Below are 14,095 nucleotides of genomic sequence, written 5' to 3' on the forward strand. Positions count from 1 at the left end.
GTAAAATGCGACGAAACATCGATCCCGGGAGTTGAGCAACAGTGAAAAGCACACAGACCTGGCAGATTCTGTTGGGCGTAGCGTTATTGCTATTCGGTGTGTATGTCGCAATACCCTACGGAACATTTGCCAGTGCCATCTATGTCGCGGCCAGTGTGTTTGCTGCCACCGCCGTGGTGTTCGCCGTGCGACACCGCGCGCCGTTTTATCCCGCCGCCTGGCTGCTGCTGGCGTACGGACTTGCGCTGTGCGCAATCGGGCATGCTATCTGGTACTGGCTCGATCTTTACGGCCTGGAGCCTTTTCCGTCGCTGGCCGACGCTTTTTATCTGGCGGCCTATCCGCTGTTCGCGGCATCACTCTGGTTACTCGGCGGCCAAAACACGCGGGACGACGGTGCACTGAGTGACGCCCTGATTGTCGGGATCTCGGCGACTGTACTTAGTTGGGCACTGCTGATTGCGCCCTATGTATATGATCCCGGGCTCACCTTGCTCCAGCTGCTCATCTCGGCGGCCTATCCTGTTGCGGATCTGATCCTGCTGCCGCTGGTCCTGCGGCTGGTCTTCCTGCACCGTACGCGGCTGACCGCCCATCGCCTGCTGCTGGTCGGCTGGTTTGCCTACTTTGCCGCCGATCTCCTGTACGCTCACGGCAATTCGGTTGGCTGGTATGCCCCCGGCGGTTTAACGGACGGCTTGTGGCTGATCGCCTACGCACTGTTCATCGCGGCGGCGTGGCATCCCTCGGCCGCCGTCGAACCGGACTCGCGCGCCTCGCGCGCCGAGTTATCCGGTCGGCGCCTTCTGATTCTCGGTGCCGCCTCGGTACTTGTGCCGGCGGTGATCCTGGTCACCGCGGGCACCCAGTTCGAGATTGTCCGGGTTGCCGCGATCGCCTCGATTCTGCTGTTTTTGCTGGTGATGCACCGCATGGCCGGCCTGCTCCGCGAAACCCACCGACAGGCCGAAGTGCTTGAAGGGCTATCGCAGATCGATCCCCTCACCGGTGCCGTCAATCGCCGGCAACTGGATTATGAATTAAAACGCGAGCTATCCCGTGCCGTCCGCCGCCAGACCGACCTGAGCATCGCCTTTATCGATCTGGATCACTTCAAGCAGTTCAATGACACCTATGGTCATCAGGCCGGGGATAGCCTGCTGAAAGAGATCGTAGCTGTCTGGCACGGGGTTCTACGTCCGACAGATGTCGTGGCCCGAATCGGCGGTGAAGAGTTTCTTGTCCTCTTCCCGGACACCAATAGCAACCAGGCGCAGATCGTTTCAGAGCGTCTGCGCAACCTCATGCCCCACGGACAGACTTTCTCCGCCGGGCTGGCGACCTTACAGCCGGACGAGAGCGCGGAGAATTTCATTGCCCGGGCCGACAACGCCATGTATCAGGCAAAAAGCCGCGGACGTAACCGCGTCGTTTTCGCCGTCCCATAATAGCAGCCCCGGCCCGACTTCGAGCCTGATTGGCTCCACCATTTTCCAGCATGCCCGGCTAACTGACCACGCTCACGTTTGGTGTGTTGAACACATGCGTATAAATCATGGTTGTCGGAATATCAGCAGGCTTGAATAATTCCCGGACTATTTGGATGTCATAACCGGCCCGGCCGATGCAATGCGCATGAATAACACAAACCGCTCAGAGTCGGGTTCATTCAAGCTGAGCGCAGAATCTTTTTGATTTTACTTTGCAATATCACCATTTGTATGCCACAAATCCAGCTGCTGTCGCGGGCTCTTGAATACACTTTGTTATATTAATCATTATCCCTGGCAATCCACCTTGACCTGCCGGCACTATTTTATTATATATTTTCATGCAAACATTGATGTTTCAAAAGGACGGCAGGGAATATGAACGTTTTCATTCTAAATACAGGAAGATGTGGCTCTACCACGTTTATCAAAGCCTGCAATCATATTACGAACTTCTCATCTGCACACGAATCAAGAATTTCAGCGCTTGGTTCAGAGCGGCTGAATTACCCGAAAAATCATATTGAAGCGGATAACAGACTCTCCTGGTTGCTGGGCAGACTTGACAGAATCTATGGCGACAATGCCATTTATGTCCATCTTAAAAGAAACAACAATGACACCGCCCAAAGCTTTACCAAGCGTTACTCGTATGGAATCATCAAGGCATACAGAGGAGACGGCATACTGATGTGGTTGCCGGAAGATAGCGACCCCATGGCTGTCTCTCTGGATTACTGCGATACAGTAAACAGCAATATAGATCTATTTTTAAAAGATAAAACACACAAAATGGACATGAATCTTGAAAGCATAGAGCAGGATTTTATCGCCTTTTGGAAATTAATCGGCGCGGAAGGGGATATGAATGCCGCCCTGGCTGAATTCGGCACACGTCACAACGCCTCGAAACAACCCCAGAAAACCGAAAAAGAAAACATCTTCTTGCGTATCTTATACAAGCTAAGAAGGCTGGCCATACAATTCCCGGATTATATCAGGAACGTGTAGCATGCCGTTCCACAAGATATCCCGCCTCGCGGTTCAGCATGAACCAAAAACCAGGGATTCGGGGCCGGGTATTCAATTTTACCTTTAGTGATTGTCGTTGTACCTGAGATTAAAGCAGATTTTTATATAACGGCGTTCTTATTCTGTGTATTGAATTCATATAATGCTGCCGATGGAGCTCGCGACCCAATAAAAGTTCCGAATACCCGATCACTTTGTCCAAAAGAGTGCTTCGCGAAGTTTATACCCCGCAGGGGTACTCGCAATGACCGAAAATGGTCGTGTCATTGCGAGAAACAACGTGACCAAGCAATCCCTCTGGGCGGGTAGTCGGAACACGTATTTTAGCCCTTGCGCCGCAACACCCAGATCTCCAGCAGTGCCCACTCCTCACCGGGGTAATTTTCCTGCTCCAGCGGCGACAGGCGACGATGCCGCGAGGCCATGCTGCCGACGAACTCGAGTCGCTCCAGCAGCATGCGCTTGGTCTCGTCGGCTTTTTCCAGGGCAAACGGATTGAGAAAGTTCACCAGCATGTAACCTTCACCCGCTCCTTTGTCAAAGGCGTCCAGCAGGCGTGCGATCGCTTCGGGTTCGAGATAGACGAGTGAGGCAGTTGATATGACGACATCGGCGTTTTGCATAGCTGCCTCGACCTGGTCCTGCACGTCGGCCGGCGCGGCATTGAGATCGGCTTCGATGGTTTCATCATACAGGCCGGCCGCGTGGCCATAAGCGAGCGCGTTGGCGGAAATATCGATGCCAGTGGTGGTCGCGGGGAAACGCCGCTGGCCGTCGATCTGTTTGCAGGCCTCACTGTCGCGCCAGTTATTGCGAATCGCCTCGTAATCCATGCCGTACAGGGTCGCCATGGTGGTATTGCCGAAGCAGCCTGCCAGGTCCACGAACTTCAACGGCTTTTCGGCGCTGGCGTTTTGTTGCGCCCAGGGCAGGATCAATCGATCGAAAGTCTGACGATTAAAATTGTCGGAAACGTATTCCAGCTGATCCAGGATCCGCTCCTTGAACGGCACCGGATTCTCGGCTACGTAAATATCATCGAAATGCTGTTTTTTCTCGTCCGTGCGAACGTCCGGCTTGGTCATGGAAATGCTCCTTTTGCTCTGAGCCTTTAAAGTTAGAGAGTCATAACCGCAATTATACCGGTTCGATCACGCTTTCTACAGGGCTATTGCGTTATTGCTGCGTGCGTACGGAAGGAGAATTCGCCGGTTTTTGATGTTAGACTCAAAGCCAGAGACAAATCGGACGCCTGATTACATTGCACAGGACTGCGCACCAGTATCGCGAAGCGATTCTCCCCATATCTGGTAATGTTTAGCCGCACCCTGTTACCTCTTCACTCAAGCGCCACACAGGACAAGTCAGTACCAGACATGCGTCTGACGTTTTATCCTACAATCCGATGAAGGGACTTTTGTCAGGATTCTGGTTAACACCTGCGGACTGGATAGACGGATCACCTATGCCTCGACCTACTTTTGAAGAAATCTGGCGCAAGCGCTTTACCGAACGCGGCCGGGTATACGATGACGACGCCGCTATCGCCGGGTGGACCGAGTCCGGCCTGGAAGTCCGCTTGCGCCATTTTCAGCGGGTCTGGCCGGGTGATACGGCGGGCGCTCGCTGGCTGGATGTCGGCTGTGGCGCGGGCAGTTATACCCGCTATCTCGCCAGCCAGGGTGTGGCGCCTCTGGGGGTCGATTACTCGCTGCCCTCGTTACAAAAAGCGCGCAGCCGCAGCGATGCCTCGATTCCCTGGCTGGTGGGCGATGCCACCCAGCTGCCTCTGCGCCCGGCCAGCGTGGACGGGGTGATGTGCTTCGGGGTGATGCAGGCCCTGTCCGGCCCGGACCGGGCTGTTCATGAGCTGCTGGCCCTGACCCGGCCCGGCGGACAAATCTGGATCGATGCCCTGAACCGGCACGCCCTGACCACCGTACTGAACCGGTTGCGGGCACGTCTGCGCCGCCGCCCGCTGGGACTGCGCTACGACAGTCCCGCGCAACTGATCCGCCTGCTGCGCGCCGCCGGCGCCACCGAGATCCGGTTGTACTGGGTGCCGATTCTGCCGGGATCCCTGCGCCGCTTTCAGCCCTGGCTCGAATCCCGGCCCGTGCGCGGGTTACTGGCACACCTCCCCTGGCTGGCCTCACCTCTGAGCCACGCATTTTTGATCGCCGCCCGCAAAGCCGACCACTGATATCCCCTGGCGATGCTACGGACCCTGCGCACAAATATTCAGACACTGGGGTGGTGGAACGGCATGCTGTACCTGCTGGGTACGGCACTGTCGCGGCTCAGCGCCGAACGACTGCGCATCGTGAAATACGAACTGGTCAGCCAGCCGATCACCACGGTCCCCCTGTTACCCGCACATCGCGGCAAAACGATCCAGGTGCGTGAAGCCAGAGCGGATGATCCCCTGCTGCGGTCCGTGCCGGATCGCCGTGAAGGGGTGTTCGCCGAGCGTTTTGCCCAGGGCGCGCGCTGTCTGGTGGCCGAACTCAACGGAGAGCTGGCCGGGTTTTTATGGTTCGTGAAAGGGGACTATCCCGAAGATGAAGTACGCTGCCTGTTCCGCCCCTTGCCCGCAGGGCAAAGTGTCTGGGACTACGATGTGTATGTCGCCAAAAAACACCGCCTCTCGCCGGTATTCCTGAAACTGTGGCAAGCCGCCAACGAACGTCTTTATGCCGAGGGCATTCAGCACTCCGCCAGCCGGATCTCGGCCTTCAATGCCGCCTCGCGGGGTTCTCACGAACGTCTCGGGGCACGCAAGGCAGGCTGGGCGCTGTTTGTCTGCGTGGGTTCCTGGCAGGTCATGCTCGCCAGTCGCCAGCCTTTTGTGCATCTGTCATTCAGCCGGCAGAGCCGGCCCGTATTACAGGTCGGCCCCGTCGCCGCTTCTGCGGACGATGACGCCCTGTCGCAGTCCGATTAGTCGCCGGGATTCACGGGCGCCTGTCTGACCGGGGCAGGTTAAACCAGAATCTCCACCGGCTCGGGGTGGCTCAAAAACCGCGTCGGGCTGGCCGTATAACCGTAGGCGCCGGACTGGAACACCACGATCAGATCCCCAACCTCGGCGCGGGCCAGTTCCATCTGTTGCGCCAGGACATCCAGCGGCGTACACAGCGGTCCCACCACGTTGACCAGCTCGCGCTCGTCGCCCTGCATCCGGTTGCCCACCACCACCGGGTAGTTCTTGCGAATCACCTGGCCGAAGTTGCCCGAAGCCGCCAGATGATGGTGCAGTCCGCCGTTGGTGATCAAAAAGATCTGGCCGCGGGATTCCTTGCGATCGATCACCTCGGCCACGTAGATGCCCGCCTCACCGACCAGGTAGCGCCCCAGCTCCAGGATGATCTCCGCCCGGGGCAGTTGCTCGCGCACCGCCGGCAGACGACTTTCCAGATGCGCGGTAATCGGCGCCAGATCCAGCGGTGTCTCGCCGGGAAAATAGGGGATGCCGAAACCGCCCCCCATGTTGAGCATCTCCACCGGCCCGGGCGCCGATTCGGCCAGGCGCAGGGCCAGGTCGAAGGTCTGCCCCTGGGCCTCGATCAGCGCTTCGGAGCGCAGGTTCTGGGAGCCGGAGAAGATATGAAAACCCCGAAAATGCAGTCCCAGTTCCCCGATGCGTTTGAGCAGGGCGGGGACCCGTTCGGCATCCACGCCGAAGGCCTTGGGGCCCCCGCTCATTTTCATCCCGGAGGTCTTGAGTTCAAAATCGGGATTGACCCTGACCGCCACATGGGCCATCTCGCCAGTCTGCGCCGAGATTTCCGCGACCCGTTCCAGCTCGGTCTCGGACTCGATATTCAGCGTAATACCGGCGCCCACGGCCATCGCCAGCTCATTCAGTGACTTGCCCGGACCGGCGAAGCTGATCTCCCCCGCAGGTATCCCGGCGTCCAGGGCCACGCGCAACTCCCGCCCCGAAGCCACATCCAGCCCATCCACCAGCCCGGCCATGTGCTGCACCACCGCCGGCATCGGGTTGGCCTTGACCGCGTAATGGACGCTGATCCCTTCGGGCAAGGCGGTACGCAGCGCGGCGACCCGCTCGGTCATCGCCTGCCGATCATAGGCATAAAACGGTGTCTGGCCGACGCGCTGCGCCAGCTGTGACAGGGCAACGCCGCCGATCTGCAGGCAGTCATCCACCACCGGAAACACGTTGCTGGGAGCGTGGATGGGGGCGTGGCTGGGGCGGCTGTCACTCATGGGGGTATCAGTCTCCGGAAAAGAAGTCGGTGAAACGCGTGGCCAGCTGCTTGCGATCGATCTTGCCGTTGGCATTGCGCGGCAGCGGCTCATGCTGAATTGCGATATGCCCCGGCAGCATGAAGGCAGGCAGGTGGGGACGCAAGGCGTCCAGCAAACCCTCCATTGTCAGGCCATCCTCCCTGGGCAAGACCACCAGTACAATACCGTGACCCAGGGTCGGGTGCGGCACACCCAGTGCCGCGGCTTCGGCAACCCGTCCCGAGGCATAGGCGACTTCTTCCACCTCGTTGGGACTCACCCGGTAACCGGAGGTTTTGATCATCTCATCCCGGCGCCCGATAAAATAGAGAAAACCGTCCTCGTCGGTGCGCACCGTATCGCCCGACCAGACGGCGAGCTCGGGCACCGGGATAGCACTCGCCTGCCCGGGGGCCGGACGAAAACGCTCGGCGGTGCGTTCCGGATCATTCCAGTAACCGAGCGAGACCAGCGCGCCGCGGTGAACCAGCTCACCCGGTTCACCTGCTGCACAGGGGGTGCCGTCTTCACGCACCACCATGACCTCCGCGTTGGGAATCGCCTTGCCCATGGAATCGGGGCGCCGATCCAGCTCCCCGGGCGGCAGATAGGTGGAGCGAAAGGCCTCGGTGAGCCCGTACATCAGATAAAAGCGGGTCGAAGGTAATTGCTGGCGCAAGGCATCGAGCACCTTGCGCGGCATCGCGCCGCCCGAGTTGGTGACATAACGCAGGGTTTCGCGCGTTTGCCCGGGCCACTCCAGCTGTGCCAGCTGGTTCCACAGCGGCGGGACCGCGGCCAGCCCGGTGATGCCTTCTTTCGCCACCGCCTTGATCACATCCCGGGGCAGCAGATAATTCAGCAATGCCACACTGGCACCGACACTGAACGCGGTGGTCAGCTGGCTCAGGCCATAATCGAAACTGAGAGGCAGTACCGCAAGCAGGCGATCCGCCGCCCGGTTCTCCAGGTAGCTGGCCACGCTTTCGGCGCCGGCCACCATGTTGCGATGTGACAGCACCACCCCCTTGGGCCGGCCCGTGCTGCCCGAGGTATAGAGAATGGCCGCCATATCCGTGTCGATGGTGCGATGCAAACCCGGAGACTCGACGTCCTGGATTTCATGCCAGCCGACTTGCTGATAGTGGTCGGGGGATTCCCCCGCTTCGGCCTCGCCCACCACCAGCACGGTATGCAGATCCGGACAGTGCGCCAGGCTCTCCTGCAACGCCGCGAGGCGCTCCGGGGACGTCACCAGGATCCGGACGTTGCAGTCCTGCAGGATATACGCGACCTGCTCGGCCTTGAGCAACGGGTTCACCGGTACAAACACCCCGCCGGCCAGCGAGGCACCGAACAGGGCATGAATGGTTTCCGGTCGCTTGTCCAGGTAGACCGCCACCCGCTCCTGACGCAATAAACCCGCTTGCAGCAAACCGGCGGCGGCGTTCTGCACGGCCTCGGCCAGCTGAACATAATTCTGGTATTCACCACGATAACCCAGCGCGGGCGCGTCAGGCGACTGATTAGCCCGGATAATGATGGGGTCGTGCAAGAGAGTGGGCATGAATATTATCGTGGGATGGGTAGCGTGATTGAATTATACCGCAACTATCATGGCGATGATAACATGATACGCTATCCTTAACAGACATGCTGCGGTCCAGACATCGACCGCCATGATGAACAGAAGTATCAGGCCAGCAATCTTCCCACCCGATCAAAAAAGTGTCGAGGTTTTTTACATGTCCAACCACAATAATGTATCTGGGGGTATTTACGCTGCCTGGTCTGCATTCTCCCGAATCAGAAACCGGATACCGACACTCACCATCATACTAACCCTGATGGTTATGCCGTTCTCTTTGCAGGCAGAAACAGTTTGTGGCAAACACACACATCCTACCGGACCGTTTGATTACACCAATCGCGCGCATACCGACAAGTACCTTAATGTTGTCGAGAAACATCATTTCACCGAAGACGTGCGTACCCTGCGTCAGGGCGCCACAACACACCTGGTGGGCGACCTTGAATATGTACTGAACTGGTTTCCCAATCACCATCAGGCACTGGATGCGCTGACCCGACTCGCCGCCCGCGAGGGAACAACCCGACCAACTCGCTCACACGTGGACATTGAATGCCGTTTTCAGTGGGCACACGATATCGCACCCGATGATGCCATGGTCTATGTCATCAAGGGTTTGTACTACGCCCGAACCGATCGAGATAAAGAGGCCCGTTCGGTCTTGCAACAGGCTGTCGACATGACCCCCGACCATCCGGAGATTCATTACAACCTGGGGCTGGTTCTTTTCAAGCTCAAAGACTATGAAGCGGCCCGTGTTCATGCCAAAAAGGCCTACGAGCTGGGTTACCCGTTACCGGGATTAAAAAATATGCTCAAAGAAGCCGGTTACAGCCTGTCGGATTAGGTCAGCAGCGTGCGTGATTATCTCCTCTTCGCCATCATCATTGGCATTGTGCCGTTTATACTCAAACGGCCCTGGATCGGTATCGCGGCCTGGTTCTGGATCGGTCTGATGGTACCCCAGGGTCACACCTGGGGCTTTATGCGCACCTTCCCCCTGGCCATGGTCATTGGTCTGGTTACCCTGGCTGCGCTGCTCATGAATCGTGACCGGCGCCCCATCCCCTGGAGCCGGGAGATGATCCTGCTGGCTGTCTGGGTGGGGTATGTCACCCTGACCAGCGTCTTTGCCGTGAATCCCGCCGGGGCCTGGGACTTCTGGGTCAAGTTCATGAAGATTCTGCTAATTACCTTCATTACCCCGATGCTGGTCTACGGGGAAAAGCGCATCATCACGATTCTGCTGGTCATCACCGCCTCCCTGGCGTTCTACGGTTTCAAGGGAGGGTTGTTTGCAATCTCCACCGGGGGCAATCACTCGGTACTCGGACCGCCGGGTTCCTACCTTTCCGGCAATACCTATATTGGCCTGGCCATGCTCATGGCGCTGCCACTGATACTGGTCAGCGCCCGCCTGTTTTATCGCCAGTGGGTCGACTTCGGCATTCCGATCGTAAAACGCTTTTCCCGTCCTCTTGGATTGGGACTGTATGCTGTCTTCTGGTTAACGGTTATTTCCGTTCTTGCCACCTACTCCCGGGGTGCGCTGCTGGCACTGCTGGTCATTACACCTTTCTTGCTCTGGCGCATGAAACATAAATGGCTCATAGCCTCCCTGGCGATACTGGCTGTGGGCGTTATCGGGATTACCGCACCCGAACGCCTCACGGAACGCTGGCAAACCATCGAGACTTATGAAGAAGACACCTCCGCCATGCAGCGTATCCAGTCCTGGGGCATCAGCCTCAACATGGCCAAAGAGAACCCGGTTACCGGCATGGGCTTTGGTTATACCAATATGGGTTATGACTGGTGGAGCTCCTACGCCAATTTTGAAGGGTCCTGGCGACATGTCCTGTCACCGCACAGCATATATTTCGGGGTAATGGCACAACATGGCTTCGGCGGTCTGGCAATCTTTCTGCTGCTTCTGGCTGCAACATTTTTAACTTTGAACAAGATCCGTCGAACGGCGATACAACATACCGGACAAATCTGGCTGGCCGAGTATGCCTGGGCCTTGCAAATCAGTCTGATTGGCTACGCAGCAGGCGGCGCATTTCTGGATGTGGCCTATTTCGATCTCTACTACGCCTTCATTGCGCTGGTCGTGATCATGTGGCGTGAACTGCAAGAGGCGCCATCCCCCGGCGAAGCGGCGACACAAAATACAAAAGACAATACGGCCTCACCCGCCTCCCCCCGATTCCCCGACTTTGTTGCGACCCGCACAACCGATCAAAACGAATCAAAATAATGATGAGCGTGTCTGCGTGAACCCGCCGCGTGATACCCGGATCGACAGCCGGCTTGACGAGCGGCTCGCAAGTCTGACAGGCGCATTGCAACAGCAGATCAAACCGGATGGGACACTTTGGGATCCGCAACAGGGTAAATCGAGCCCCGTGGATCATTATGCACAGATCAGCACGGCACTTGCCCTGTATCTTCGCCAGCCCGCCGACCCGCTTGTTCGGCGGCTGATTGAACACTGGCTTGCCCAGACATCCGATCAACGCGGCCATGCCCCCTTCAATCGTTTTCTGCTGTTATTGCTTCGCGAGACATGGCATAACCATGACGAAGCACGCAGCGCGATCGATGCGTCACTGATCACCGAGTCCCTCTCCCGCTGTCCACTGGCACGCCGCTACCCCTCGAATAACTGGACCTTGCTGGCACAGCTTTGCCGCATCATGGAAGCGACTTCAAAAAAACAGCGCGCACAGGCCACAGGCGAACTGGGACGCATGCTGGATCGCTGGACCATGCCGGCAGGCGGTTTTGTGGATTTTCCCGGTCATGCTGCAAGCCCGGGCAGCGCCACACCCATGGCGTACCACCATAAAGCCCTGTTCGTCACGACCATGGCCCTGCACTATACGCGCTCATCCAGACTGATGGGCCACCTGCAACGCCTGCACGAGTGGGTTTTACTCTGCTGGGACGGCCAAACCCATGTCGGCGGCTTTGGTCGCAGCACCCATTCGCTATTCGGAGATGCCTGTCTGCTGGCCAGCCTGATTCTGTCGGGCTGTGATAAACAACAGCCATCGCAGTCAACCGGGTCACAAATGATTACCGGCATACTCAAACGCTGGTCAGGGCAGTGTCGTGACGACGACTTGCTGGCACTCAACCCGGCGGGCCAACAGGGTTGGGACAGCTATATGTACCTGTCGGTCTATAACGCATGGACCGCGGCCATTGTCGGCTGGGCCCGGCATGTCGCGACGAGCGATGCCCAGCCTGTTATCAACACGCAGGCGCTTGAGGCGACACCGGCATTCAGGCAGGACGCGGATGCGGGGTTGCTGCGCATCGGCACCGACGCGGGACTGGTCGCCCTGCTATCCACCCGGGGACAACGCCCCCAGGGCTTCAGTCGCGACGCGGTTGAATTGCGCTATGCCGGCGGCGTGCCATTTCATGTTGCCCGGCGTGATCAGCTGTTGTGTCCGGCCTCTACACGGATCAAGGCAACGCGCCTGCTCGCACAACCCGCACTGGCCGGCTGGACACCCGTGTTTCTGATCGACGGGATACTGTGCGGACTCACCGAATACACCCACGTTCAGATCGAAGAGACGGATGCGGCGTACCGGATCACGCTGGCAGGCTCGCCGTTGCCCCTCTTGCGGCCAGCGGATTCAACCGCCTGGCAACGCCTGAAAGCGGCCATCGACTGGCGGTTTCTCGACGGTGCGCTTGGTCGTCGGGCCGTGTTGCAACGCAGGCCGGCGCGCCAGGTACAGGCCCGGCTGGTCATATCTTTGAGCCGACATAAGCCCGAATTGATCCATGAGTTGACGCTGGAGCCGATAGCCACGGGACGGGTTCGTTATCTCAATCCCGCCGGCCATGCGCTGATAGCCAACGCGTTGCCCCGGACAAGAGAACTGGAAAGCAGCTCCCGCGATAAAACCCGAACAACCGACGCGGCGTTTCACGACACGACACTGGATTCGGCGATACCCGGCGCCAGCGGTTATTGTCTGGCGGAACAAACGATCGGCGAAGAAGGTTATCGCCATCGGCTGGTCTTGCAATGGTGATCGCCTGAAACCTTTTCTGAGTTGTACTTTATTCCAGGTGCAAGCCGGACGATACGTGTCTTCAGCGGTTTAACGCCTGCTCCAGTTGCAGCGTGTAAAGCGCGGGCCGCAGATACCATGAATAGTCACACTGCCGTTTGCTCATATCCCGCAGCAGCATCAACATCACCCGTTCGCTCTTGATAAGACCGGACCCCATGCGGGCGGGATGTTTGATGAAATAGCCCGCAAACTCCCGCACCGCGCGACGATAGTAGCGACTCATCATTCGCCCTGACGTTCCCCTGGCATCCTTTTTCTCAAATGGCAGGTGTGCATAGTCGGGATAGGCGCGGCGTATGGTTTCATCATGCAGTGCATTGTTCACGGAATATGACGCATCCAGGTTAATCAGAAAATCCAGTACGTCATGGTCCAGATAGGGACAGTACACGTTGGGAATATCCGCCAGAATGGCGAAAGGGATCAGGCCCACACCACGTCGCGTTCGGTTCCAGAAGATATAGGAGACCAGCGGGTGCCTGGCATGCTGATGCCGCGCCAGCTCCTCGGATAACTTCTGGACTGCCAGCGACTCGTCCAGTTCGCCACTGAAATGCGAACGCAGGGTACTGGACAGAAACGGTCCGAGTCCCGTCTCCCTGAGTAACAAGGTTGCCAGTTCGGTCAGCTTGCCCGCACGGAATAAGGCCAGTTTCTGCTCATTGACCTGAAAGCCCCCGGAGATCACGCTGCCGGCCAGGCCGTCATACAGGGTCGAGGTACGCCCCTTGAGATAACTGGCGACCGGCAACAACCAGGTGTGCCCACTGCCACAGAAATTGGTCAATTCAATGTCTTTGAGATTGGCCTGGAAAAAGGAGTCAGGATTCTCGATTTCCGTATGCGGCAGTTGCAGCTCCGCCGCCAGCATGCGGGCAATACGCAGATCCTCGTTAGCCGAAGGCGGACGCATTTTCACCGTGATCGTGTTCGAGGGCCGGTAGCCTTGCTTAAGCAGCGCGAGCAAAATATGCCGGGAGTCCCGCCCACCACTGATGGGCAAGGTGAACTCGTCCGCCGCCGGCGGACGACGGGCGATGGCCTGTTCGAACAGGGAAGCATACTGTCCCACCGCCTCGTCAAAAGAGCGGGCTTCACTGGCCGGCGCGGGGGTCTCGATACTGCCGCGCTCCAGATGCAGCCGACCCTGTTGCCAGATCAGGCGACTGCCGGGTGGCAGGATCCGGATCTGTTCGAACGGGGTGTCCTCCGCGATGAAAAACCCCAGCCGGTAAAATACCGCCAGTGCGGCCGTATCCAGCGTCTTCGGAAAATCCCCTTGCAGCACATGATGAATGGACGGCGAAATATGAATCGCATTACCGTGGCAGGCGTAATAGAGCGGATAGATCCCGTAACGATCATTGCTCACGACCAGCCGCTGGCCGTCCCACTGCCACTGCACAAAGATCCCATCAGCGACGGATCTGTTTCCCGGGCTCAGCCGGTGTCCCAAAAAACAGTGCGGTGTGCCCCCGGTCACGATCCCGTCAGGCGTCACCCGTGCCGAGAAGAACGGCCTGTCGAAAGACGATAAAACATCAAGCGGGGAGTGTTGCATCAGATCAGTATCCAGCCGGGTGCGGCCAGCCCGGTAAGTTTGAATTCATACACCGCGCACCTGTCGCACC

11 protein-coding genes are annotated in these 14,095 nt (G+C 58.2%); 7 read left to right on the forward strand and 4 right to left on the reverse strand.

The window, feature by feature from the left end; genetic code table 11:
• Positions 1 to 41: 41 nt before the first annotated feature.
• A complete protein-coding gene (locus EDC23_RS00580) occupies positions 42 to 1,448 on the forward strand; it encodes a GGDEF domain-containing protein (protein ID WP_134080334.1) in 1,407 nt (468 codons plus the stop codon).
• Between the two features lie 420 nt (positions 1,449 to 1,868).
• Positions 1,869 to 2,501, forward strand: coding sequence for a hypothetical protein (locus EDC23_RS00585; RefSeq protein WP_134080335.1), 633 nt, complete (start codon positions 1,869 to 1,871; stop codon positions 2,499 to 2,501).
• A 344-nt stretch (positions 2,502 to 2,845) separates the two neighbouring features.
• On the opposite strand, the gene EDC23_RS00590 is transcribed toward EDC23_RS00585, so the two are convergent.
• Positions 2,846 to 3,607 carry a class I SAM-dependent methyltransferase gene (locus EDC23_RS00590; protein ID WP_134080336.1) on the reverse strand — a complete coding sequence of 254 codons (762 nt, stop codon included), beginning with the start codon at positions 3,605 to 3,607 and terminating at the stop codon, positions 2,846 to 2,848.
• 380 nt (positions 3,608 to 3,987) lie between these two features.
• On the opposite strand from EDC23_RS00590, the gene EDC23_RS00595 reads away from it, so the two are divergent.
• Positions 3,988 to 4,725, forward strand: coding sequence for a class I SAM-dependent methyltransferase (locus EDC23_RS00595; RefSeq protein ID WP_134080337.1), 738 nt, complete (start codon positions 3,988 to 3,990; stop codon positions 4,723 to 4,725).
• Between the two features lie 12 nt (positions 4,726 to 4,737).
• Positions 4,738 to 5,466, forward strand: coding sequence for a GNAT family N-acetyltransferase (locus tag EDC23_RS00600; RefSeq protein ID WP_134080338.1), 729 nt, complete (start codon positions 4,738 to 4,740; stop codon positions 5,464 to 5,466).
• Between the two features lie 38 nt (positions 5,467 to 5,504).
• Here the strand turns inward: EDC23_RS00600 and EDC23_RS00605 are convergent, their stop codons facing one another.
• Positions 5,505 to 6,752: a pyridoxal-dependent decarboxylase, exosortase A system-associated gene (locus EDC23_RS00605; RefSeq protein ID WP_134080339.1), complete on the reverse strand. Its 1,248-nt coding sequence runs from the start codon at positions 6,750 to 6,752 to the stop codon at positions 5,505 to 5,507.
• Between the two features lie 7 nt (positions 6,753 to 6,759).
• Positions 6,760 to 8,340, reverse strand: a complete 1,581-nt coding sequence (locus EDC23_RS00610; RefSeq protein WP_134080340.1) for an acyl-CoA ligase (AMP-forming), exosortase A system-associated — start codon at positions 8,338 to 8,340, stop codon at positions 6,760 to 6,762.
• Between the two features lie 286 nt (positions 8,341 to 8,626).
• Between EDC23_RS00610 and EDC23_RS00615 the strand changes: the two genes are divergently transcribed.
• Genes EDC23_RS00615 through EDC23_RS00625 form a run of 3 tightly spaced genes read left to right on the forward strand, consistent with a single transcriptional unit; the run spans position 8,627 to position 12,422 of the window.
• On the forward strand, positions 8,627 to 9,211 hold the full coding sequence (locus EDC23_RS00615; RefSeq protein ID WP_166668730.1) for a tetratricopeptide repeat protein: 585 nt from the start codon (positions 8,627 to 8,629) through the stop codon (positions 9,209 to 9,211).
• 9 nt (positions 9,212 to 9,220) lie between these two features.
• Positions 9,221 to 10,624 carry a putative O-glycosylation ligase, exosortase A system-associated gene (locus EDC23_RS00620; protein WP_134080342.1) on the forward strand — a complete coding sequence of 468 codons (1,404 nt, stop codon included), beginning with the start codon at positions 9,221 to 9,223 and terminating at the stop codon, positions 10,622 to 10,624.
• A gap of 16 nt (positions 10,625 to 10,640) precedes the next feature.
• On the forward strand, positions 10,641 to 12,422 hold the full coding sequence (locus EDC23_RS00625; protein WP_134080343.1) for a hypothetical protein: 1,782 nt from the start codon (positions 10,641 to 10,643) through the stop codon (positions 12,420 to 12,422).
• A 61-nt stretch (positions 12,423 to 12,483) separates the two neighbouring features.
• Here the strand turns inward: EDC23_RS00625 and EDC23_RS00630 are convergent, their stop codons facing one another.
• Positions 12,484 to 14,025, reverse strand: coding sequence for an asparagine synthase-related protein (locus EDC23_RS00630; RefSeq protein WP_134080344.1), 1,542 nt, complete (start codon positions 14,023 to 14,025; stop codon positions 12,484 to 12,486).
• Positions 14,026 to 14,095: the final 70 nt, after the last annotated feature.

The organism is Thiohalophilus thiocyanatoxydans (genome assembly GCF_004366735.1).
Classification (GTDB): domain Bacteria; phylum Pseudomonadota; class Gammaproteobacteria; order UBA6429; family Thiohalophilaceae; genus Thiohalophilus; species Thiohalophilus thiocyanatoxydans.

Bases quoted from the DNA above. Each gene is read 5' to 3' on its own strand.
- EDC23_RS00615 (WP_166668730.1), top strand. From the start codon at position 8,627: ATGCCGTTCTCTTTGCAGGCAGAAACAGTTTGTGGCAAACACACACAT.
- EDC23_RS00610 (WP_134080340.1), bottom strand. From the start codon at position 8,340: ATGCCCACTCTCTTGCACGACCCCATCATTATCCGGGCTAATCAGTCG.
- EDC23_RS00605 (WP_134080339.1), bottom strand. From the start codon at position 6,752: ATGAGTGACAGCCGCCCCAGCCACGCCCCCATCCACGCTCCCAGCAAC.
- EDC23_RS00595 (WP_134080337.1), top strand. From the start codon at position 3,988: ATGCCTCGACCTACTTTTGAAGAAATCTGGCGCAAGCGCTTTACCGAA.
- EDC23_RS00600 (WP_134080338.1), top strand. From the start codon at position 4,738: ATGCTACGGACCCTGCGCACAAATATTCAGACACTGGGGTGGTGGAAC.
- EDC23_RS00585 (WP_134080335.1), top strand. From the start codon at position 1,869: ATGAACGTTTTCATTCTAAATACAGGAAGATGTGGCTCTACCACGTTT.
- EDC23_RS00630 (WP_134080344.1), bottom strand. From the start codon at position 14,025: ATGCAACACTCCCCGCTTGATGTTTTATCGTCTTTCGACAGGCCGTTC.
- EDC23_RS00590 (WP_134080336.1), bottom strand. From the start codon at position 3,607: ATGACCAAGCCGGACGTTCGCACGGACGAGAAAAAACAGCATTTCGAT.